The sequence below is a fragment of the Marinospirillum celere genome, from assembly GCF_900112235.1.
GTDB classification, from domain to species: domain Bacteria; phylum Pseudomonadota; class Gammaproteobacteria; order Pseudomonadales; family Halomonadaceae; genus Marinospirillum; species Marinospirillum celere.
This window is the reverse complement of record NZ_FOLH01000004.1, coordinates 50,533-73,306: the sequence shown is the minus strand read 5'-3', so window position 1 is coordinate 73,306 and position 22,774 is coordinate 50,533. Positions and strand designations below refer to the sequence as shown.

General features: G+C 50.8%; 19 protein-coding genes. 8 read left to right on the top strand and 11 right to left on the bottom strand.

What is annotated here, in order from left to right; genetic code table 11:
• Positions 1-88 precede the first annotated feature (88 nt).
• Positions 89-2,104, bottom strand: a complete 2,016-nt coding sequence (locus BM185_RS09950; RefSeq protein WP_091962937.1) for a hypothetical protein — start codon at positions 2,102-2,104, stop codon at positions 89-91.
• 21 nt (positions 2,105-2,125) lie between these two features.
• Positions 2,126-3,349, bottom strand: coding sequence for an ATP-grasp domain-containing protein (locus BM185_RS09945; protein ID WP_091962934.1), 1,224 nt, complete (start codon positions 3,347-3,349; stop codon positions 2,126-2,128).
• Between the two features lie 193 nt (positions 3,350-3,542).
• Between BM185_RS09945 and BM185_RS09940 the strand changes: the two genes are divergently transcribed.
• The 3 genes from BM185_RS09940 (at position 3,543) to BM185_RS09930 (ending at position 8,694) form a co-directional block, all read left to right on the top strand.
• Positions 3,543-5,816: a sensor domain-containing phosphodiesterase gene (locus BM185_RS09940; protein WP_091962931.1), complete on the top strand. Its 2,274-nt coding sequence runs from the start codon at positions 3,543-3,545 to the stop codon at positions 5,814-5,816.
• Between the two features lie 66 nt (positions 5,817-5,882).
• On the top strand, positions 5,883-6,857 hold the full coding sequence (locus BM185_RS09935) for a polyprenyl synthetase family protein (protein WP_091962929.1): 975 nt from the start codon (positions 5,883-5,885) through the stop codon (positions 6,855-6,857).
• Between the two features lie 103 nt (positions 6,858-6,960).
• Positions 6,961-8,694 carry a putative bifunctional diguanylate cyclase/phosphodiesterase gene (locus BM185_RS09930; RefSeq protein WP_091962926.1) on the top strand — a complete coding sequence of 578 codons (1,734 nt, stop codon included), beginning with the start codon at positions 6,961-6,963 and terminating at the stop codon, positions 8,692-8,694.
• Between the two features lie 17 nt (positions 8,695-8,711).
• On the opposite strand, the gene BM185_RS09925 is transcribed toward BM185_RS09930, so the two are convergent.
• The 8 genes from BM185_RS09925 to BM185_RS09890 all read right to left on the bottom strand — a co-directional run bounded on the left by BM185_RS09925 (position 8,712) and on the right by BM185_RS09890 (position 15,002).
• The gene (locus BM185_RS09925) at positions 8,712-10,001 is read right to left on the bottom strand and encodes a tetratricopeptide repeat protein (protein WP_091962923.1); all 1,290 of its coding nucleotides are present in this window, start codon (positions 9,999-10,001) and stop codon (positions 8,712-8,714) included.
• 20 nt (positions 10,002-10,021) lie between these two features.
• A complete protein-coding gene (locus BM185_RS09920) occupies positions 10,022-10,363 on the bottom strand; it encodes a hypothetical protein (RefSeq protein WP_091962921.1) in 342 nt (113 codons plus the stop codon).
• The gene (locus BM185_RS09915) at positions 10,360-10,989 is read right to left on the bottom strand and encodes a hypothetical protein (RefSeq protein WP_091962918.1); all 630 of its coding nucleotides are present in this window, start codon (positions 10,987-10,989) and stop codon (positions 10,360-10,362) included. The genes BM185_RS09920 and BM185_RS09915 overlap by 4 nt, the downstream gene beginning before the upstream one ends.
• A gap of 4 nt (positions 10,990-10,993) precedes the next feature.
• On the bottom strand, positions 10,994-11,608 hold the full coding sequence (locus tag BM185_RS09910) for an RNA polymerase sigma factor (RefSeq protein ID WP_091962915.1): 615 nt from the start codon (positions 11,606-11,608) through the stop codon (positions 10,994-10,996).
• Positions 11,609-11,624: 16 nt separating this feature from the next.
• On the bottom strand, positions 11,625-11,987 hold the full coding sequence (locus BM185_RS09905) for a hypothetical protein (protein ID WP_091962912.1): 363 nt from the start codon (positions 11,985-11,987) through the stop codon (positions 11,625-11,627).
• Between the two features lie 99 nt (positions 11,988-12,086).
• Complete coding sequence (gene arsJ, locus BM185_RS09900) at positions 12,087-13,313, bottom strand: organoarsenical effux MFS transporter ArsJ (RefSeq protein ID WP_091962910.1); 1,227 nt, start codon at positions 13,311-13,313, stop codon at positions 12,087-12,089.
• A 191-nt stretch (positions 13,314-13,504) separates the two neighbouring features.
• Positions 13,505-14,506, bottom strand: a complete 1,002-nt coding sequence (locus tag BM185_RS09895; RefSeq protein WP_091962907.1) for an ArsJ-associated glyceraldehyde-3-phosphate dehydrogenase — start codon at positions 14,504-14,506, stop codon at positions 13,505-13,507.
• A 73-nt stretch (positions 14,507-14,579) separates the two neighbouring features.
• The gene (locus tag BM185_RS09890; protein ID WP_091962905.1) at positions 14,580-15,002 is read right to left on the bottom strand and encodes an acyl-CoA thioesterase; all 423 of its coding nucleotides are present in this window, start codon (positions 15,000-15,002) and stop codon (positions 14,580-14,582) included.
• 211 nt (positions 15,003-15,213) lie between these two features.
• Between BM185_RS09890 and BM185_RS09885 the strand changes: the two genes are divergently transcribed.
• The 5 genes from BM185_RS09885 (at position 15,214) to phoU (ending at position 22,208) form a co-directional block, all read left to right on the top strand.
• Positions 15,214-16,185, top strand: coding sequence for a PstS family phosphate ABC transporter substrate-binding protein (locus tag BM185_RS09885; protein ID WP_091963872.1), 972 nt, complete (start codon positions 15,214-15,216; stop codon positions 16,183-16,185).
• 123 nt (positions 16,186-16,308) lie between these two features.
• Positions 16,309-18,591, top strand: coding sequence for an ABC transporter permease subunit (locus BM185_RS09880; RefSeq protein ID WP_091962903.1), 2,283 nt, complete (start codon positions 16,309-16,311; stop codon positions 18,589-18,591).
• 21 nt (positions 18,592-18,612) lie between these two features.
• A complete protein-coding gene (gene pstA / locus BM185_RS09875) occupies positions 18,613-20,289 on the top strand; it encodes a phosphate ABC transporter permease PstA (protein ID WP_091962901.1) in 1,677 nt (558 codons plus the stop codon).
• A 67-nt stretch (positions 20,290-20,356) separates the two neighbouring features.
• Positions 20,357-21,163 carry a phosphate ABC transporter ATP-binding protein PstB gene (pstB, locus tag BM185_RS09870; RefSeq protein ID WP_425434206.1) on the top strand — a complete coding sequence of 269 codons (807 nt, stop codon included), beginning with the start codon at positions 20,357-20,359 and terminating at the stop codon, positions 21,161-21,163.
• 292 nt (positions 21,164-21,455) lie between these two features.
• The gene (phoU, locus tag BM185_RS09860; RefSeq protein WP_091962891.1) at positions 21,456-22,208 is read left to right on the top strand and encodes a phosphate signaling complex protein PhoU; all 753 of its coding nucleotides are present in this window, start codon (positions 21,456-21,458) and stop codon (positions 22,206-22,208) included.
• A gap of 48 nt (positions 22,209-22,256) precedes the next feature.
• On the opposite strand, the gene BM185_RS09855 is transcribed toward phoU, so the two are convergent.
• Entirely contained in the window at positions 22,257-22,733 is a 477-nt protein-coding gene (locus tag BM185_RS09855) for a peroxiredoxin (protein WP_091962889.1), read from the bottom strand.
• Positions 22,734-22,774 lie beyond the last annotated feature (41 nt).

Here is a 22,774-nt window from a genome sequence, read left to right as displayed (position 1 = left end):
ACGCTTCGGTAACCATCGAACAGGGAGCCAGTCAGGCGAAAGGACGCGTGATTCTAAGGGAAAACAGCCGACTTGACAAGCAGGCCTCCTAGTTTTTGGCCGCTTGCAGTGGACTGTCTACAGGGTGGCGATCTGCCCCCCAACTGCGTTCAATAAAGCCTTTCACTTCGTCGAGCTCTTCCCCGGAAACGGCTTGCGTTTGCCCACCTTCCAAAGGGTCATGGTGAAAAATATAAAGCCGGGATGCAAACTGTGCAAAGGGCAGGGAGGACTCTCCAAATCGTTCACCCTTGTCTGAAGTGCTGACTACGACCCCATCACCCCAGTTTTGGCCACTATCATTATTGGGATTATAGAAATAAACCCGCATCACTTCATCCGGGTCTAGGGCTACACGCAAGAGGGTGATCGCATGCCAACCTATAAAGCGTGCTGCTGAATCAGTAATCGCAATCCCGGCAGGCTGGGGGTGAATCAACGGCTGGTTGCCATTATAGTAAGGGTGGTAGCAGGCATAAAAAGAACGTAGAAAAGCATCCAGTTCTTGCAGCTGACCCGTAGCAACATCGACGTTGATCTGAAAGCCCCGCCCTGACCACCAGCCATGAAACTCAGGATTGACCCAGCGGTGAGGATCACCTTCCCGGCCAACACAGCGGCGCCCCATCTCTACGTAAATGGCATCCAGATGAGGCACAACCAGCAGGGAAACCGGGTCCAGATCCAGGGGAAGTTCCTGAGCCAGGCCGCCAGCACTTTCCCGTGACGAGATGGGTTGGCCTTCAAAGTGCATGATAATTTCATCATCCCTGGCCGCCCAGGTTAGCATTTGCAGCAGGTAATCGGGGTCATTGTAGGCCCACATGGAGAGAGCACGCGCAGATTGGCAGGTAGGATTATTGCCCTGCCCTACTCCCAAGGGAAGCCCAAGAATACACACGACCCCTTCCATTAGTCGCGCTTCAGGCGTTACCTGCTGACCATAAGCTATTTGAAGGCGTTGTTGAGCATAGGGTGAGAGGTTCAGACCCAGTTGTCGCCACAAGGCAGGCGCTACTGGTGGTTGGTAGAGAATACCGCGCTCCAGCAGCAGGGCCAGGCCATAGATGGCTTGAGCTGTTTGTGGATGCACAGCCAGCTCAATCATGGCTCTTGCCAGTTGGCGATAGCAAAGAAAGCAATCTCTTCCGGTCGAAGATAAACCCAGAGCTTCGCTCATCAAATAGTCATCAACTTCAAGAAGATGGCGGACTAAAACAGCATGATAGGGTGAGACCAGACCGGTATCATGCATGGCGCGGGCAAAACCGGTTGCTTCTGATTGCAGGGCTTTGGCATCCATGGCATTAAGGCGCTCTTGGTAAACCTCAGTGCCCGGGTCTTCGCGGCAAGCCTGGGTGGTACCATAAAGACTACTGACCAAACGGTCTGCGCCCTGCCCACTGACACCCAGGTCAATGCTGGGGTCCTGCTGGCAAATAGCAATTTGGGTCACCATGCTTTTCACCGCGTCCACCTGAATGGGGCGTTGCCGCAAAATACGCCAGATCTCATCAATCAGTTGATCAATGATATGTTCATAGCCAATCCGCTTGGCCAGGTGCTGAAAGAGATACCTTGGCAGACGTGCTAAACGCCCCTGGCTTTCTCGTTCAGCTTCATTGGGCGGGGTGAAAAGATAAGCCAGATTAATAGCAATCACTTGAGTGAGGTGGTGGTGTGCCTGTTCTGAGGAGATCAATGGATGATTATAGTCACCCAGGGCAACAGACAAAAGACGCAGCTCATTCAGGGCTTCGATGGTAACCAGATTGGCATCGGCACTTTTTAAGGAGGCTGTGGTGAGTGATGGCACCAGTATTTGCGGGGTGGCCCAGTCGGTACCCGCAAAAATTCCGGCCGTTTCCAGTCGCTGACTGAGTTTTTCCATTGCTGAATGGCCTTCTTCCAGCATGAGAACCCGCCTGGCTGTATCCAGCAGGCGGGGTAGCTTTCCTGGCTTGGCAAAGTCAGCAGCCTGTTCGAACTGCTGAAGTGCGTCATCGAGTTTTTCCAGCAGCTGTTGCAGTTTTTGTTCTGCTGTTTGCTCGCTAATCGGATTCACCTTGTCAGTCCTTATGGACGCTTAAATATAAAAATCGAGATCTTCCTGACGTTTCAGAAGCTCGTGCAGGGTTTTGGCATCGGGGCCAGCAAAGTAAATCAAGCCCCAGTGGGTGCCAAAAGCGGTGCGCTTGGTTACGGTTTCCTGAGCCGGTGGTGTCAACTCATGGCTATCGAAATAAGGATGATCCTCGGTTTCTTCAGGAATTTCCAGTCTACTGACCACACGCCGACGTGGATAGACCCCAAAGCAACCTGCGTAGCCTTTGGCGTCTTCAACGGGTTTCGGGAAGAATTTTTGGACTTCTTCCGTTGTGGCTTTGGGATCAAAAACCAGCATGGTGGCCTGGTAGGCATTGAAGCCGTAGACTTTTTCCAGCAGCTCAAAGACCTTGAAACCAGGTGGGCGATAGGCCACTTCACCAAAGTACATCTCACCATCGCTGGTTACGAAGTATTCCGGGTGAATGAGGCCAAATTCGATATCAAAGGTTTTGATCAGTTTTTTGATCTGTTGAGTGATCTGCGGGCGATAGGCTTCCAGTTCAGGGGAAGCAGGTACGTAGACGGAATAGCCGAGGGTCACGTATTCAGAAATATTCAGGAAAACGATTTTGCCGTTATGAATCCAGGCTTCGACCGCAAATTCCCAGCCATCCAGATGCGATTCCATCAACGCAGGAAATTCTTCATCCGGAATGCCGTCGACTTCATCAGGTGTGCGGATGACCCGGTGACCCAGGCAGCCAGCCTTGTCAAACGCCTTGAAGTGAATGGGGTCGTTGGGGTCACCATCTAACTTCAGCAGAGTCTGGTTAACGCGGCGTAAGAAGCGGACCACATCTTCGCGGTCATGGGCTTCTTCAAAGATACCGACACGGATGCCTCCGAGCTGGGCGCGGCGTTTCATCAGGGATTTGTCACGCATCAGCATGGCTTGGCCCAGTAGGCGCGGATTATCCAGTAACACAGCATTAATGGCGCCCGCCCATTCCACGGTTTCTTCAAACAGGGGGATGGCAACATCCACACCCATTTCTTTTAGCTTTTCAGCTATTTCCATGGAGCGGTCATTGAGTCGTTCAAAATTCCATGCCAAATAAGGGATTTGATGTTTTTCGCAATACTCTTCTGCCCATTCGGGGGCAACGACCAGGTAGCGACGATCAAAGCTGGCGGCGGCTTCAATGGCATTTAGACTCCAGCCCAGTAGTGCAATATAACCTTTTTCTTGCTTGGCATTCATAGAAGGGAAAACCTCAATTGGTGATTTTAAACCCAATTGGAGATTGGGTTTGTGGGGAAGTTACTTCAGCATAGCAGGTTAGAAAAACTTTACCCGAAATATAAATAAGTGACTTGGAATAAAGAAAAAGCTGGACTGAAGAAAAGTTGTGTACTAGATTTGTACAAGAATTTACGAGTATACAGGCGCAAAGATGATAAGTATAGGTCAGTCCGCTGTTTTACCCTTTTTGAGACTGAAGGCAACGACCAGTTTTAAACCTCTAGTGATGGTGTTTCTCGGGTTGGGTCTTTTGCTTTCAGCGGAGCTGTCCCGGTATTTCACTCTTCCCGACCAACAGTTTTCAGCGCTTTGGCCGCCAGCCGGTATTTTTTTGGCGTCTTTGCTGATTCTTGGCTGGCGCTGTCTTTGGGTACTGATTCCTGTCATGTTGGTTTGGTCCCTTTTTTTACAACAGGCGCATTGGTTTTTTGCCTTGAGTTTTGTCACTGGACTGACTTTGGGATCAAGCGTTGCAGCCCTCCTGATTCAACGCTTGGGGCGCACCCCACTTAAAAAGCTGACCTTCAAATTCCTGATGGCACTTTATGTAAAAGGGGCGGTTCTAGGGAGCGGTTTGGTTTCCCTGTTTGGAGCTCTGGGTTTTTGGGTTTCTGAAGTGGGTTATTCGGGTTTTGCCTTTCATGATATTTGGTTGGTTTATTGGGGGTTTGAGGCGCTGGGTGTGGTCTTGTTCACGCCTTTGGCTGTGCTTGCTCTGCTTAAAGGAAAACGCTATCTGATCAAGGTTTGGATTGACTTTAAACGGCCTGAGCTATTGATCTGGTTAATGGTTTCTACAGGTGCAGCTTTACTGACTCTACTGCTGGAAACCTCAGGTCATAATATTTATGCCACAGTGCTGGCCTATACGTTTTTCCCGCTTTTATGCTGGCTGGTGATGACCGCCAGAATAGAAACCAGTGTCTTGATAATCCCGGTTTTTGCAGGCTTTTTTGTGGCCTTTTCACTCTTGGGCTGGGGCGGCCTTCAGGTTATTGAAGATATCCAAGGCTTAGTGCGTCTTCTGCTGCAAATTGCTGCCATGGTTGTTATGGCGCAACTAATCGCTTCTATTAACACTGAACGGGGCAAGTTGATTCTGTTATTTAAGCGTCAGGCAAGAATTGATTATCTGACTGGCTTGGATAATGAGCGTGAACTCAATCGGGAATTACAGCAGCTTCTGGACCCAAAGGAAGGCTCTTTGCGTCAACAGGCGGTTACCCCTTGGCTGATTTATATCGATGTTTTGGACTTTGAAGAAATAGGTGATTTGATTGGCTTTGAAGGGGGGCATGGCCTGGAGCAACAAATTGCCCGCCAGTTACGAACACTGCGTGAACCTGATGAGCAAATCGCCCGTTTGGGTCCAGGACGTTATGCTTTGACTCTTGGCAAGCGCACAGGAATCGAAATTGAATTGCTTTTGGCAGCAACCTATCAGGCCCTGAACGACCAGGAGTTTACCAGTGGCCGACAAACCACACGTATTCGCGTTTCCATAGGGGCTATTCCTATGGATGGAGAGCTGGATACTCCTGCGCGCTATCTGAGTGCGGCTCACCAGGCCAGTTTGTTAGGGCGCCAAAGTCAGGAGCGAATTTACCTGGCGAGAGAAAGCCGTCCTTTAGTTGAAGGCCGCCAGCGGCTCACTGAAAAATTTGAATCCTTAAAAAGAGCCCTGCCAGAAAACCGTCTTTTACTTTATGCACAGCCCATAGCGTCCATTCAAAAGGAAGCAACTGAACTTTCCTTTGAGATACTGCTGCGTATGCAAAGCCCGGATGGCGAGATTTTACCTCCTGTCGAGTTTCTTCCAGCGGCAGAAACCTTTGGCTTTATGCTGGAAATCGATCACTGGGTGATTCGCAATACCCTGCAAGCCTTGGCTTCAAACCCAGAGTGGTTGGCAAGAACAGCCAAATGCGGCATCAACCTTTCGGGTGCCTCCTTATCGAGTCCGGATTTGGCTAATTTTATTGCAGACCAACTGGAGGTTTCAGGGGTGCCTGCCAAAAAAATCAGCTTTGAAGTCACTGAAACGGAAACGATTCGAGATGCCCGTCTGGCCGCACAAATAATCACTCAATTGAGGGAGCTAGGCGTCAGCGTTGCCTTGGATGATTTTGGCACCGGCTTGGCGACTTTTGATTATCTCAGATCCTACGAGTTCGACTGCCTGAAAATTGATGGCGTCTTTATTCGTAACCTGGAAACTAGCAAGGTAGATCAAAGTATGGTTAGGGCCACTTGTGAAGTGGCTAAGTCTTTGGGTCTGGAAACCATTGCTGAATTTGTTGAAGGCAGCTCTTTGATTGGTATGCTAACGGAGCTGGGAGTCAACTATGCACAAGGCTATGGTGTTGGGCGTCCTCAGCCATTGGGTGACTTTTTTGCAGAAGATAAAAGGCGGCTGCAAGCTTGACAGCTTTCTAGGCCCTGCCTAGGATGCCTTTTGCTTTTTTCATGAAGATCCAGGAACTTTATTCGAATGTCTGCCAGTGCTCCTCAACTCCATGCTGTGGTTGCCGATGATTTTGAAGCCGTCAACCAGCTGATTATCCGGGAATGTTCTTCTCAGGTGCCTCTGGTGGAAAAGATTGCCCACCACATTATTGACTCAGGGGGTAAGCGCTTACGGCCTCTCTTGGTGCTGTTGGTTAGTCGAGCACTGAATTATGGGGGCGACAAGCACCTTCTTCTTGCTGCCTTGATTGAGTTTATGCACACCTCCACACTACTCCATGACGATGTTGTTGATGAATCCAGCCTGCGCCGTGGCAAGCCAACAGCCAATAGCCAGTGGAGCAACCAATCTTGTGTCTTGGTTGGTGATTTTCTGTATTCGCGCTCCTTTGAAATGATGGTACGTATAGGCTCCATGGAAATCATGGAAATCCTGGCCAAGGTTACCTGCGTACTGGCTGAGGGCGAAGTGATGCAATTGACCAATGTGCGTAACCCAAAAATCAGTGAACAGCAGTACCTGCAAGTCATCCACGCAAAAACAGCCAAGTTGTTTGAGGGTGCCACTCAGACAGCAGCCGTCCTTGCCCAAGCCAGTGAAGAACAGCAGCTAGCCATGCGCGACTATGGTAAAAACCTGGGTATGGCTTTTCAGCTGATTGATGATTTGCTGGATTACGAAGGTGATGCTGCCACTATGGGCAAGAATGTTGGCGATGATCTGGCAGAAGGTAAACCCACTCTGCCACTGATTTACGCCATGCAACAGGGTAGCGAAGCTGAAGCCAAACTGATTCGTAAGGCCATTCGTAAAGGCGGCTTGGAATATTTAGAGCCGGTGATGAGCATCGTTCAGCGTACGGGTGCTCTGGATTATACACGCGAACAGGCCGCGGCTTGCTCGGAAGCAGCTAAACGTAATCTGGAGCTTTTGCCTGACTCTGACTACCGTTCAACACTTTATCTCTTGACTGATCTGGCCTTGGGACGAAAAAATTAACTGCATCTAAATAAAAACCGCACATTTGATTAATATCAAATGCTTTAATATGCCTGAATGAGAAGATTCCAAGCTCTGATGCCATTACCGGAGAGCTGTTGATTTGTCTGCGCCTGAGCCCGAACACCAGTTTCTAGACAGCTACCGGCTGTTTACTGAAATTGTTCAGCAAACTGCCGATTTGGTATTGGTCACCAATACTGAAGGCAAGATCGTTTATGTTAACCCTGCCTGGGAGAGCTGTTCGGGTTACTCTCGTGAAGAAGTTTTGGGCGAACGCCCTTCACTACTGAACTCGGGTAAGCATGATAAAGCCTTTTTCTCTCGTCTTTGGGCCACTTTGGTCAGTGGACAGAGCGCTCAGGAAATAGTCATCAACAAGAATCGCCAGGGCGAGCTTTTTTATGAGGAAAAGACCCTGACCCCGGTTCGCAACGAGCAAGGGCAAATTGTCTACTTTGTCAGTATCGGCAAGGATATTACCCGTCAGCTTCAGCAGGAAGACAAGCTCACCTACCTAACGCATTTTGATGCCCTGACAGACCTTCCCAATCGCCGTCTTTTGGCTGACCGTCTGGACCAACGCATTCGTGAAGCTACCCAGAATGACAGTTTTGCCTTGCTATGCCTGGGCCTGGATCGTTTCAAAACTATTAATGAAAGCCTCGGCAATCGCCTTGGTGATGAGCTCCTTCAGCAAACGGCGAGCCGCCTACAGCAGATTTTGCCAGGACAGGTCACCATCTCCCGCTCTAGCGGCGATGAATTCCTTATTCTTCTGCATAACATCAAAAACTCTCGTGCAGCTGCCTATATAGCTCACAAAATTATCCATGAGTTGGAAAGGCCCTTTGAGCTGGGTGAAACGGAAACCTATATTAGTGCCAGCGTTGGCATTACCCTTTACCCGCATGATGGTAAGACCACCGATCAGCTCTTGAGCAATGCCGATATAGCACTGCACAGAGCCAAGCAGGCAGGAGGTCAGAATTACCACTACTTCACTGATGAATTGACTCGGGATGCAGTCAGCCGTTTTCAGATGGAAAACCAGCTGCGCCAGGCCTTGCTGCATAAAGAGTTCTATTTGGAATACCAGCCGCGTATCAGCCTGGTCGATGGCAGTGTTCGCGGCGTTGAGGCCTTGATCCGTTGGCAGAAACCGGATGGCACCAGGGTTTCACCAGCTGAATTTATTCCTCAGTTGGAGGAAATGGGACTGATTACTTCGGTTGGTGAATGGGTACTGCATACAGCCTGTCTTCAGGCGCGTAGCTGGCAGCAGGCAGGACTACCTGAATTCAAAGTCTCCGTTAACCTATCAGCCAAGCAGTTTGTGCAAAAAGATCTTTGCCAAATCGTTGATAAATGCCTGGCCCATGCAGGCCTGGACTCTTCCTTTCTGGAACTGGAAGTGACTGAAAGCTTGATGATTGAAGACTTGCAGACCAGCGTGCGGATGCTGCAAAACCTCAAAAATATGGGTATCAGCCTAGCAATCGATGATTTTGGCGCTGGCTATTCCTCTCTGGGCTATTTGAAGCATCTGCCGGTTGATACACTGAAAATTGATAAGGGCTTTGTGGATGATCTGGCTACCGATGTAGCTGATGCGGCCATCGTGCAGGCGGTGATTAGTATGGCCCACCGCATGGGCCTGGAAGTCACCGCTGAAGGCGTGGAAGAGCCCGATCAGTTGGACCTGCTGGTCAGCTTGGGCTGCGAAGAAGTTCAGGGTTTTTATCTGGCCCGCCCCATGTTGCCAGAGATACTGGAAGATTGGCTGCTGAAACCGAAAGCCTATAGCAAGCATCTATTGCCTAACGGGCTTTGTTGATGACTTCTGCAGCGGATTTAAAAAATCGCATCCAGACCGATTTGTAGCTGGTTGCTGGAATAATCGTAACCAGCCAAATTGCTACGGTTGTTCAAATGCTGCAGTTCGGCAAAGAGGCTAAAGGTCTTGTTCAAACGGTAGACACCTCCCAACTGAGCGCGCCAACGCCAATCCTGGCGTTTACTGGAAGCTTGATTACCCTCTCCATCTACTTCTGGGTCTGGATAAAGACTCAGCCGACCTTCAAGACGTAAACTGACTCCCAGCTGTTCATTGATATCCCGACTCAGGCGTCCAAAAAGACGGAATCGAGTGGGTGAATAGCTTATAAACTGGGGGTCTTCGGTGAAGTCTTTGCGTTGATTGAGTTCTTGCTGATAACCCAGCTCCCAGTGTCCGGGCTGCAGTAGGCGAATCCTGGTGCGGTTCTGCCAGCCATCCAGATAATCAAAAGTCTCTCCACCACGTATTAGGCCAAGCTGGTTATCCAGTCTGAGGTCAAAATGCTCGAAGGAATAGCTGCCCTCGGCCTGAAGGCTTAGATCGCGGGTGTAGGTTTCCTGATCCAGAAGATAGCTGCCAAAACTAATTCCCCAACTGCTTTCCCAGGCATTAACAGGCCAATGAATTTGGTAACCCAGGCTGAAGGCGGTTTCTTTGTCCAGAGTGCTATCTTGTGGAAGGCGCTGAAAAAGATAGGCTTGAAGACTGCTGCCTTGATGTTGATTGCCTTGCAGGTAATGTCGCCCCTGGATTAGAGCTTCCAGATAAGTGCCTGAAAAGGTTTCCAATGCAGGGTCTTCAGGTGTCAAAGTTAGGTTGTCGTCATAACTCAGGCTGGCAGCAATATAAATAAAGCCTGGTTGGCGGCTTGATGGGTGTGAGCTAGTGCCTTCAAACTGAAGGATTTTAGCCTGGGCAAGCTGCTGGACATTGCTGGTTTGAGCCTGAGTAGCCGCCTGATGATAATAGGCTAAGGCTTGATGGGTTTGGCCTAGATCTTCAGCAATAATGCCTAGGTTATAGAGTGCCAGGCCACCCCATTGCTCATCATCACTAATTCGGGAAAAGTAATCGCTGGCTTGCTCAAGGTTGTTCAGCTGGTAGTGAGTGGAGCCTAGATTATAAAAAAGAGTGACCTGAGAATTGCCTGCTGCTTCAGCCTGCTCAAAGTGCTCCAGAGCAGATAGAAAATCGCCTTCTCTAAACGCATGAATGCCCTGGCGATAATCAGTGGAACCACTGGCCAGGGTGGGATGAATCAAGAGTAAAAATATGCAGCTAAACAGGCATTTTTTTAAAACCATTGGGTTCCTTGGTTATCAAGTTAAGGGCGCTGGGGTGGTTCTGGATGTTGAGGTGGTTCTTGGCGTTGATGAGGCGTCTCCAGATTTTTTGCAGGATTTTCTCTGGATAGTTCACGAGCTGCTTCAGAGGCTCTTTGCCCTCTTTCTCTACCTCGTTGACGAGCCTCCTCTGCCTGGGCACGCCCTTCTGTTGAGGCTTGACGGGCTGCTTCACGATCCGGTTCTGGAAGCTCAATAGAGTGGGCCACTTCATCGACCTGGGTCCTTTCATCAATCACCGTCATACTTCCAGCGAGCAGAGGCATTGCGATTAGCAGCAGGAAAAGACCGAGAAGGAATAACAGGGCTTTTCTGGAATTCATGATCGGATATCCTCCAGGTTAACAATGACTTGATGCTTTTGGTCACCAAAACGCGAACTGACTTGGAGTTCACCACCCTGCTCCAGAACTTGTATCGGAAGCGTCAGCAGGTTTTGACCCGCTTTCAGTTGCGTTCTCCAGGTCAGCTCACGTTGGTTGGCATAGCCTTCCAGTTGTAGATTGCCAGCTAGGGCCAGGGAAATTTCAGCATCCGAATAATCCTGGTCACTGATAATCAGAATTCTGACCTGCTGGGTACTTTGGCCTTCAGGTTGACTGGAATCAACCTGGAGAGGGGTGGCGGGAAGAGGGTTCGTCGGTTCATTGGAAACCAACCAGCCAGTTAGCAGCAAGGCAACCAAAACAAAAGAGGCAGCCATGGAAGCAGGCCAGGTCCATTTGCGTGGCTGGATACTGGGCTCCTGACAGGCAGCATTGAGTGCTTTATTGATAAAATCAGGATCAGGTCCAATCACTCTGAAGCTTTGCAGATGGAGCTGAAGTTGATGATCCTGATGGAAACTCAGGCATTCATTACAGTTCTCCAGGTGTTCAGCAAGTAGCGCACCGGGTTGTTGCTGCAAGTCTAAATGCTCAAGTTGTCTTTGGGCATCAATACATTTCATGCCATTAATCCTCTTGACTGCTTACCCTATTAAAACGAAGGTTTTCCTGAAAAGGTTCCCGCAGCAGAATTTTTTTCAGCTTGTCCTTGCAGCGATGTAACCTGGACTTGAGTGTGCCCAAAGGCAAGTGTTGAATTTCAGCCACTTCTTGTAGGCTATAGCCTTCCATTAAATGCAAAACAACCAGACTGCGGTGCTCTGCTTCCAAAGAGTTAAGCGCTTGGTTGAGCAGGCATTTTCTAGAGTTGGCCAGAGCCAGTGCCAAGGGGGAGGCCGAATCCAAAGCAGGAACTTGAAAAGGCAGGTGATCAAAATTGCTAGTTAGCTCATTAGCCCCATGGGTATGACGGATTTTACGATAAGTATCGATATGCAGGTTTGTCAGTGTACGTAAAAACCAGGGAAGCGGATTGTCCAGATGATGCCAGTGATCCCACTTTTGATAGAGGCGTAAGAAAAGCTCTTGGGTCAGATCCTCCGCATCGGCCTGATTACCGGTCAGGCGAAAGGCCGTCTGATAAAGTGCCCGGCTATGCGGTCGTAGCCGGGCTTGAAAATCAGCTTTTTTTTGGCTGTCTGAAGGGCGTATCCAGGCAGCCAGAGATGTCAGTTTTGACATGGGCTCTTAACTGCCTTTAACGCGGGTTACGATCTCGGCCACTTCGATCAGATGGCCCCTGTCCTCTTTGACGTGCTTCCTGACCCTGCTGGCGAGCTTCTTTACCTCGTTCACGAGCTTCCTGGCCCCGACTACGTGCTTCTTCGGCACGCTCCTGACCAAATTCGCGTCCTCTTTCACGGGCTTGGTTGGCTGTATCCAGGCCTTGCTGAGCATTTTCCTGGCCTTCGGGTGCGGCTGTGTCAGGCAGGGCAAGATTTTCAGGCTGGCTGCTTTCATCAACCGTTGTCATGCTGTCATTTTGGTCAGCAAAAGCGGCTTGGCTGGTGAACAAGCCAAAGGCGAGTAAGAGTGCGAGCAGTAGTGAGTAGCGTTTCATGAGGAACCTCTATCCAGTTCTGGTGTGAATTTTATACCTGCTTTCATTGTTACTAACGAAAGCAGGCCCAGAAAGGTTCCTTAATTCTGAAATTTTTTTTTAACGCGTTTCCAAGGTTACAGCTTCCGGTCTGGGTAGCGCCAGGGCAATTAATGCAGCCAAAAGAATAAACCCGGCCGAAATCCACAGGCAGGCTTCCAGCCCGGCGACTTGGTAGACATAGCCGGATAGCAGAGTGCCGATCAAGCGCCCCATGGCATTGGCCATATAGTAAAAGCCGACATCCAGGGACACTCCGTCACTGCGGGCATGGCTGACAATCAAAAAGCTGTGCACAGAAGAGTTAACCGCAAACAGCAGCCCAAACGCCAGTAACCCGCTAATAATCAGGGTATCCGGCTGCCAGTCGAGATAAAAGCCCAGCAGCAGGAATAACGGCGTGAACACTAGCGCCAGGCCCCAGCCAGCGGTAGCAGTGCGTCCGGGCACCTTGCCTTGTTTCTTGCCGGTGAAACGGGGAGCCTGGGTTTGCACGATGCCATAGGCAATAATCCAACTGGCCATAAAGCCACCTACCTGCCAGAAATCCCAACCCAGGGTTTGGGCCAGATAAACGGGCAGAGCGACCACAAACCAGACATCCCGAGCAGCGAACAGGAAAAAACGCGCCAGGGAGAGCACATTAATCGCTCGGCTTTTGGAAAAAATATCGGTGAACTTGGGCTTGGCTTTCATTCGGCCCAGTTCTTCCTTGAGCAGAAACAGCGAGCCGATCCAGACCAGGGTTAGCATCAGCGCCATAACCAATACCGCACCGGCAAAACCCAGCCAGGTCAACAGCAGAGCCCCGATGAAAAAGCCCAGACCCTTGAGGGCATTTTTCGAGCCAGTCAGCAGTGCGACCCAGTGATAGAGCCTGCCTTGAGCGTCGGCAGGCACCAACGTCTTGATCGCGCTCTTTGCGCTCATCTTGTTGAGATCCTTGGCAATCCCGGACAAGGCCTGAGCAGCCATCACCCAAAGTACCGTCAACCAACCTGCTGGAACCAGCAGCATGGCTAGGGCAAGAATCTGCAAGCCCAGCCCGATATTCATCGTCCGGTTTAGCCCCAGCCTGGCCCCCAGCCAGCCACCGACCAGATTGGTGATCACACCGAAAAATTCATAAAACAGGAACAAGAGTGCGATTTGCAGTGGTGGATAACCCAACTGGTGGAAATACAACACCACCAGCATCCGCAGGGCTCCATCAGTCAGGGTAAAGGCCCAATAGTTGCCGGTAATAATCAGATACTGTTTAACACCAGTCGAAAGGTTGGCGAGCATGGCGGCGACCTATGCAAATGATTTTAATTGAAGTCAGAGCAGGGCCGCTTTTGCGGCGTGTTGTCGTTCAGGGCGCTGTAAATACGTCCATGTAAGCTCTGGCTGCAACATCCTGTTGCAGACAGCCTGAACAGACACCACCCCACCGCGGCCAAATCATTAGAGATTTTCGCAGAAGAGTCAAAGTTGGATTATTGAAGCGCTTTGCGAGCCAACTCCACCAACCGATTGGCATAACCCCATTCGTTGTCATACCAGGCATAGATTTTCACCTGGGTGCCGTTGATGACCAGGGTGGAGAGGGCATCAACGATGGCAGAACGCGGGTCGCCCTTGTAGTCGATGGAGACCAGGGGTTTTTCTTCATAGCCCAGAATGTCTTTCAGCTCGCCTTCAGCCGCTGCTTTCAGCAGAGCATTCACTTCTTCAGCTGTGGTTGCTTTTTCGACTTCAAAAACACAGTCGGTCAGGGAAGCATTGGCGAGGGGCACGCGGATGGCATGACCATTCAGGCGGCCCTGAAGCTCGGGGAAGATGTAAGTGATGGCCTTGGCCGAGCCGGTGGTGGTGGGGATCAGGCTCATTCCACAGGCGCGGGCGCGGCGCAGATCCTTGTGGGGTGCATCCAAAATGGTTTGGGTGTTGGTGATGTCGTGCACGGTGGTCATGCTGCCGTGGCGAATGCCCAGTTTTTCATGGATGACCTTGACGATGGGAGCCAGGCAGTTGGTGGTGCAGGAGGCGGCGGTCAACAGGTCGTCTTTTTCAGGGTTGTAGAGGTGATCATTAACACCCACGACCAGATTGGGAATGCTTTCTTCTTCCTTAACCGGTGCGGAAACTACAACCTTTTTAACGCCTTGTTTTAGATAGGCTTCGAGCAGGGCACGGGTTTTCATTTTGCCGGAGCATTCCAGTACCAGGTCACAGCCAGACCAGTCCACGGCCTCGATGGTTTTTTCCTGGGTCACTGTCAGACGTTGACCGGCAATGACCATGCTGCCGGGTTCGGCAGTGGCTTCTTGATCCCAGGTGCCCTGAACCGAGTCATAGTTGAGCAGATGCGCTAGAGTTTCAGCATCACCGGCGGGGTCGTTGATCTGCACAAATTCAAACTCTGGCCAGTTCCAGGCCGCTCTCAGTGCCAAGCGCCCCATACGACCAAAACCATTAATGCCTACTTTGACTGTCATGCCTGCTCCTCTTTTTATCTGTTTGTACGCATGTCAGATTATAAAAGAAAGATGACAGGAATGTTACTTGGATCTAGTGGCCATTTTGGGTGGGCAGGGTGCGTATGCGTCCCTTTTCATCCAGAGCAACCATAACAAAGGAGGCTTCGGTGACCTTGTAGAGGGTAGATTCATCGCGCTCGTTGGGCGGTAGTATCCAGACCTCAACATTGAATTTCATCGAACTATTGCCGGTTTCTATCAGCAGGGTATGAATCTGTACCAGGCTGCCTGTGCGCACAGGGCAGAGAAAATCCATGCTGTTGACGGCGACGGTTGCTGTGCGGCCATGGGCAAGGCGGGCAGCTGCTAATTCGGCGGCCTGTTCCATCTGAGAGATGACCCAGCCAGCGGAAATATCACCATGCAGATTGGTGTCTTGAGGGGTGGCCACCAGCTTCAGCATTAGCTGGCCTTCGGGGAGGGGGTTATCTTCCAGTTCGTCTAGTGGGCTCATGTGGGGTCGCTCTTGTCGTTATAGGGCTGTTTTGCAGCTGCGATATTCTACAAGCTTAATCGCTGTTGTGCAGAAATCAAAATGCCTTGTTGCTTTCATCAAACTGTCATTTTTCCTGCTTAAGCTGCCAGCTATCGGATCAAGATGCTTCCGAAACGCTGCACAAGCAGCACACTTTGGCTTGATTAATGTATCGGAGAAAACCATGACGATGAAAATGAAAGCACTAGGGGCTGCTATCGGTTTGAGTGCAGCTTTAGTTGCCGGGCCGACTTTGGCCAATGTTGACCCCAATTTGCCTGAATATACCCGTGCGAGTGGTGTGTCCGGCAACCTGACCAGTATCGGTTCAGACACCCTGGCTAACCTGATGACTCTGTGGGCTGAAGAATTCAAGCGCACCTACCCGAACGTTAACATTCAGATTCAGGCGGCTGGCTCTTCTACAGCACCTCCTGCGCTGGCTGAAGGTACTTCCAATATCGGTCCCATGTCACGGATGATGCGTGACAGTGAGATTCAGGCTTTTGAAAGCCGCTTCGGCTACCGCCCCACTGCGGTTCCTGTAGCCATAGATGCTCTGGCGATCTATGTGCACAACGATAACCCCATCGAAGGCCTGACCATCCCTGAAGTGGATGCCATCTTCTCCTCCAACCGTCGTTGTGGTGGTGATTCAGATATTAATCGCTGGGGTGATCTGGGTATGGATGGTTCCTGGACTAACCGCAGCATTCAACTATATGGCCGTAACTCGGTTTCCGGTACCTACGGCTATTTCCGTAGTAATGCCCTGTGTGGTGGTGACTTTAAAAATAACGTCAATGAGCAGCCAGGTTCGGCTTCTGTTGTTCAGTCGGTTTCTACTTCTTTAAACGCGATTGGTTACTCAGGTATCGGCTACCGTACTTCTTCAGTACGTGCCGTTCCTCTGGCGCGTGAAGCTGGCGAGCCCTACTACGAAGCCAATGCTGAAAATGCTGCTTCTGGTGATTTTCCTCTGGCCCGTTTCTTGTACGTTTACGTGAATAAGCGCCCTAACCAGCCCCTGTCTACTATGGACCGTGAATTCCTGGCCTCAGTGCTTTCCAAACAAGGTCAGGAAGTTGTTAACCGTGATGGCTATGTGCCTTTGCCTGCTTCAGTTGTAGAGCGTGTACGCGGAGAGCTGGGTATTGATTAATACCTGACTCAGCAACAAAAAAAGGAGGGCTTCGGCTCTCCTTTTTACTTTCTGCGCTTCTGTCATCTGTCTGTCATAAAAGTGTCTTAGTCTGGCGCTGAAGACAACATCAAAGGTTAGGTTATGAACACTGAATCCTCTGCCCTGGAAAGGGAGCTGAACTCAGAAAAATCTCGGCGAAGACGTAAATTTCGCCATTTTGCTGATGGTTTTACCCGCTATGGTATAGGCGCCGGTGGGCTGGGCGTCATCGTTGCAATCAGTCTGATTTTTTTCTACTTGGTTTATGAGGTGGTTCCTCTTTTTCAAAACGCCAGTATTGAAGAAATCGCTGAGTACCGGGTGGATAGCCAGCAAACGGGCGAACAAACCCTAAGATTGGTGGCGGAAGAGCAAAATGAAATTTTTGCACGCATTACTGATGCCGGCAAGGTGCACTTTATTTCTGTGGAAACAGGACGTGTGCTGGAATCTTTAAGTATGCCGCTGAATGGTCAGCAAATTACCAGCATTTCGCCAACCATCGCTGGTCAAGACACCCTGGCACTGGGTTTAAGCGATGGTCAGGTATTACAAATTGATATCAGCTTCCGAGTTGAGTTTGATGATCTGGGCAACCGTATTGGTGTGGCCCCGCGCTTGAGCTACCCCTATGGTAAGGAGCCTCTGCAACTGGATGTCGAAGGCCGCAGCCTAAACTATCTAACCCGCCAGAAAACTCGCGATGGCTTTGTGCTGGGTGGCCTGGTTGCTGAAGGCAAGCCGGTAATTCTTAAGGTCAGAGCCCGGGAAAACATGATGACCGGTGAAGTGACTTTAAGGGAAGAAAGGGCCCAGCTGCCAACAGACCAGCACTATCAAAAACTCTTGTTCAGCGATGATCATTTTTACACCTTTGCCGCGCGCGCCGATGGCAAACTGGATGTTTTTTCCAGCCGCAACCTGAACTCAATTGAGAAGATGCAGGAAGCGCAAATTGTTCCTGAAGGTGAGCGTATTACCCAAATTCGTTTTCAGTTGGGTAATGAGTCTCTGCTCATTGGTGACAGTCTGGGACAGATCAGTCAATGGATTATTGCCCGAACCGATCAGGGTAAGGGGCCACGCCAACTGGTGAATATTCGTACCCTGAAACTGGGTGACCAGCCGATTGAAGTGTTAGAGCCAGAGCATCGTCGCAAAGGCTTTGTTGCCGTGGACTCTCAAGGCCGTACGGGTATTTACAACACCACGGCTGAAAACCAGGTGATTGATACCTATTTGTTGGATCATCACCCCGTAGCTGCGGTGATTTCACCCCGTGCCAGCCTGCTGATTCTGGAAGACTCGCGCGGCAGCTTTTTGACCTATGCCGTAGATAATCCTCACCCGGAAACCTCGGCAAAATCCCTGTGGGGCAAGGTCTGGTATGAAGGCTATGATCAGCCGGAATACATCTGGCAATCTTCAGGTGCTGATAATGATTACGAGCCCAAGTTCAGTATTACCCCTCTGGCGCTGGGCACCTTAAAAGCGGCTTTCTACGCCATGCTGCTTTCCGTACCCCTGGCGATCTGTGGTGCCATGTACACCGCCTACTTTATGGCGCCTGCGGTACGTAAAAAGGTCAAGCCAGTCATTGAGCTGATGGAAGCCCTGCCTACGGTTATTTTGGGCTTCTTTGCTGGCCTCTTTTTGGCACCCTTCTTTGAAATGCACATGCCGGGGCTTTTTGCTCTGTTGTTATTAATGCCCTTGGGGCTGGTGGCCTTTGGTTTTGCATGGGCCCAACTGCCGGACAAGTTGCGCTATCTGGTGCCCGATGGCTGGCATGTGATTCTGCTCGTCCCTGTGGTGCTCTTTATTGGCTGGTTTTCCTTTGAAGTCAGTCAGCCGCTGGAAGTGCTCTTCTTTGGTGGTGATATGCGCTCCTGGTTGAGTAATGATCTGGGCATCACCTATGACCAGCGCAATGCCATCGTAGTCGGTTTTGCCATGGGCTTTGCGGTTATTCCGACCATCTATTCGATTGCCGAAGATGCCCTCTTTGGTGTCCCCAAGTCTCTGAGCCACGGCTCCCTCGCGCTGGGCGCGACCGCCTGGCAAACCCTGATTTACGTCATCCTGCCCACCGCCAGCCCTGGGATCTTTTCGGCGGTGATGATCGGTATGGGCCGTGCCGTCGGTGAAACCATGATCGTGTTGATGGCAACCGGCAACACCCCGGTGATGAACTTCAATATCTTCGAAGGGATGCGCACCCTGGCCGCCAATATCGCCGTGGAGATGGGTGAATCCGCAGTGGACTCTACCCACTACCGAATTCTTTTCCTGGCGGCTTTGGTGCTCTTTGGTTTCACCTTTGTGGTGAACACCCTGGCCGAGCTGGTCAGGCAGCGACTGCGCAAAAAGTACAGCACTCTGTAACGGAGATCAAAAGGTCACTTTATGAAGATTTCAATGAAAAACTGGGTCAAAAGCGGCTCGCCGTGGATTTGGCTCAACGCAGGTGCAGTCACCATCAGCGTCGTCATGGTTTTGGGTTTGATCGGCCTGATCGCGGTACGGGGCCTGGCGCACTTCTGGCCTGCTGATTTGCACCAGGCACTGGTTACTGACCGTTCCGGGCAACAGCAGATGATTCTGGGTGAACAGGTCCAGGTCACTCAGATTACTGCTGACCAATTGCGCAATGCCGGTTACCAGGTCGATGAAGATATCCAGCTACTGGAGCGGCAGCTATTTAAGATAGGTAACCGCGATCTTTACGGCTTTGACTTCCGCTGGGCTCTGACGCGTGAATTGGAAAACATCGAATATCCGCGCCATGCCACGGTTTTGGAACGGCGTGAATGGGGTAATTACTATGGCTATCTAATTGGCATCAAGGAAGACGGCCGCTTGATTGCTGAGCAGCCGCTGGGTGAAAACATCCTTTGGGATGAAGCTCAGAAACGCATTCAGCGCGCGGTAGGCATTTACTGGGAAATTTATAATCTGGAAAGACGTGAAATCGGTCAGGTTAACTACCAGCTGGAACAGCTGCGCCTAGCTGAACGTCGTCATGAGTTGCGTGGCACCGACACGCCTGAAAACCTGGCAGAACTTGCTGAAGAACGTGCTTACTGGAATGACCAGTATGCCGAAATGGAAGCGCGTCTAGCCGAGCTTTACGGTCAATTTAGCCGTGATGCCTTAGTGATGATGAGTGCCGATGGTCAGCGCAGTGTCATTGGTCTGCATCATGTCGTTAGGGGGTTTCAGCCCAATGATATGAATGTCTTCCAAAAAATGGGCCACTATTTCGCCAAACTCTGGGAGTTTGTTTCTGAAGATCCACGCGAAGCCAATACTGAAGGCGGTATTTTCCCTGCCATCTTTGGCACCGTGATGATGGTTTTGATCATGTCAGTGATCGTCACCCCCTTTGGTGTTATGGCTGCTATCTATCTGCGTGAATATGCCAAACAAGGCTTATTGACTCGCACTATTCGTATCGCGGTCAACAATCTGGCCGGGGTGCCTTCCATAGTTTATGGGGTCTTTGGTCTGGGCTTCTTCGTTTACTTTGTCGGTGGCAATTTAGATCAGTTGTTTTTCCCTGAAGCCTTGCCTTCACCGACCTTTGGTACGCCTGGTTTGATGTGGGCCTCCCTGACGCTGGCGCTGCTGACTCTACCCGTAGTCATCGTGGCTACTGAAGAAGGCCTGTCAAGAATTCCCCGCTCAGTGCGCGAAGGTTCACTGGCCCTGGGGGCGACCAAGGCAGAAACCCTGTGGCGCGTGGTCTTGCCCATGGCCAGCCCGGCCATGATGACTGGTGTGATTCTCGCTGTGGCCCGTGCGGCTGGTGAAGTTGCGCCGCTGATGCTGGTCGGTGTCGTCAAGCTGGCCCCCAACTTGCCGGTGGATGGCAACTTCCCCTTCCTGCATCTGGATAGACAATTTATGCACCTGGGCTTCCATATTTACGATGTTGGCTTCCAGAGCCCGAATGTAGAAGCGGCTAGACCTCTCGTTTATGCCACTGCCCTAATGCTGGTGCTGGTAATTGCTGTACTTAACCTGACAGCCATTGCCATACGTAATCGCCTGCGTGAGAAATACCGCGCTCTGGACATGTAATTGACTGAATTTTATTGAGGCAAAAGAAATGACAACGACTGAAAAGCAACGCACCCACGGTATGAATATGGGAGCCTTGAACCGGGATGCCGGTTCATCAGAACTGAAGCTCAGCCGGGAAACCTCCTGCATCAGCGTCAAGGATATGAGTCTTTACTATGGCGAAAGCCAGGCGCTGAAAAACATCTCTATGGAAATTCCAAAAAACCGGGTCACCGCCTTTATCGGCCCTTCCGGTTGCGGTAAATCTACGCTGTTGCGTTCTTTCAATCGGATGAATGATCTGATTGATGGCGTGACCATCAAAGGTGAAGTCAACATCGACAACCAAAACATCTATGACCGCAAGGTCGATGTGGCTGACCTGCGTCGCCGCGTGGGCATGGTCTTCCAGAAGCCCAACCCCTTTCCCAAATCCATCTATGAAAACGTCGCCTATGGCCTGCGGATTCAAGGCATCAACAACCGTCGCATTCTGGATGAATCGGTCGAATGGGCACTGCGTTCAGCCGCTATTTGGGACGAGACCAAAGACCGTCTGCACGAATCGGCCCTGGGCATGTCGGGTGGTCAGCAACAGCGCCTGGTTATCGCGCGCACCATTGCCGTGAAGCCAGAGATCCTGCTGCTGGATGAACCTGCTTCCGCCCTGGACCCGATTTCCACCCTGAAAATCGAGGAGCTGATTCATGACCTTAAAGATCGTTTCAGCATCGTCATCGTCACCCACAACATGCAACAGGCGGCACGGGTTTCTGACTTCACTGCCTTTATGTACCTGGGTGAAATGGTGGAATACGACAACACCGACACCCTCTTTACCAACCCGGCCAAAAAGCAAACCGAAGACTACATCACCGGGCGCTATGGCTAGGGTAGAGGAGTTGCTTGCCAGAGCCGCTGGCTTGCCGGATGACTATTCTTTCCTGAATAGACATCCGCGCTCGTCTGTCCCTGACTCGCTTGCGCTCAGCAGCCTGGCACAACTCCGGGGCTTTGCAGAGATGCTTACGCGTTTTGAACAGGCATACCGGCTGAGAAGAAGCTCGCTTGCGCTCAGCAGTCTGGCGCAAACCAGAGACTTGGGTGAGGTGTTCGTGGGTTCTGAACAGGTATACCCGGCCGAGTCTTATAACTTATTGGCGTAATGAATCGAGACGACTGACATGAAAATAGATCAAGAAGCACATACAAGCCATATCTCCCAGAAGTTTAACGAAGAGCTGGAAGAAATCCGCAGTCAACTGTTGGAAATGGGTGGTTTGGTTGAGAAGCAGGTTCAAGATGCCGTTGATTCCCTGGTCGACGGTGATACCCGCTTGGCCAGTGAAGTTCGTAAAACTGACAAGACGGTGAATCAGTTGCAGTTGGAAATTGATGAAGTCTGTACCCATATCCTGGCGCGGCGTCAGCCAGCAGCTTCTGACCTGCGTTTGGTTTTGGCAGTGATCAGGGCAACTTCAGACTTGGAACGCATTGGTGATGAGGCCAGCAAAATTGCCAAAGCCACCCTGCGTTTGGCCGAGGAAGGCACTTCACCACGGGGTTATATTGAAGCCCGTCACCTGGGTAATCATGTACGTCAGATGGTTAAAGATGCCTTGAATGCTTTTGCCCGCTTTGATACGCCCCAAGCTCTGGCGGTATTACGGGAAGATGACAAGGTGGATCTGGAATATCGTTCTGCAACCCGCGCGCTGATTACCTTTATGATGGAAGATCCGCGTTCGATTTCCCAGGTCATGAATATTATGTGGGTGCTGCGTTCGCTAGAAAGGGTGGGTGACCATGCCAGTAATCTGGCTGAGTATGTAATCTACCTGGTCGAAGGTGAGGATGTGCGCTATACCAAACCGGACAAAATTGAGCAGGTTCTTCAGCATGATGATGAAGAAGATCAGAAAGGATCCAGCACCTAGCACCTATCCCTGAAATGCCGGGGGCTGGAGCCCAGCCCCCGGTCAGGCTTACAAAGAAGCCAGGATGGTTTCAGCGCTGCTTTTGTCTGCACCGCCTTCATCGACATTCAAGAGTTCCAGCTTGCCATCATTAATGATCATGGCATAGCGCTGGCTGCGAACACCAAACTGAACGGCAGTAAGGTCTTTTTCCAAACCGACTGCTTTGGCAAAGTCGCCCATGCCATCAGCCAGCATGATGAGTTCTTCAGCATTCTGTGTCTTGCCCCAGGCATCCATGACAAAGACATCATTGACTGCAGTGCAGATAATGCTGTCAACGCCTTTGGCTTTGATTTTGTCAGCATGGGTGACATAGCCAGGTACATGAGTTTCGGAGCAGTTGGGTGTAAAAGCACCGGGTACTGCAAAAAGAACCACCTTCTTACCTGCAAAAAGCGCTTGGGTGCTCACTGCTTCCGGGCCTTCTTTGCCCATCACACGCAGTTCAACATCGGGAAGGGTGTCACCTACTTGAATAGTCATCGTCTCGTCTCCTGAGAATTAAGTTGACTCTTTTGGTCAGG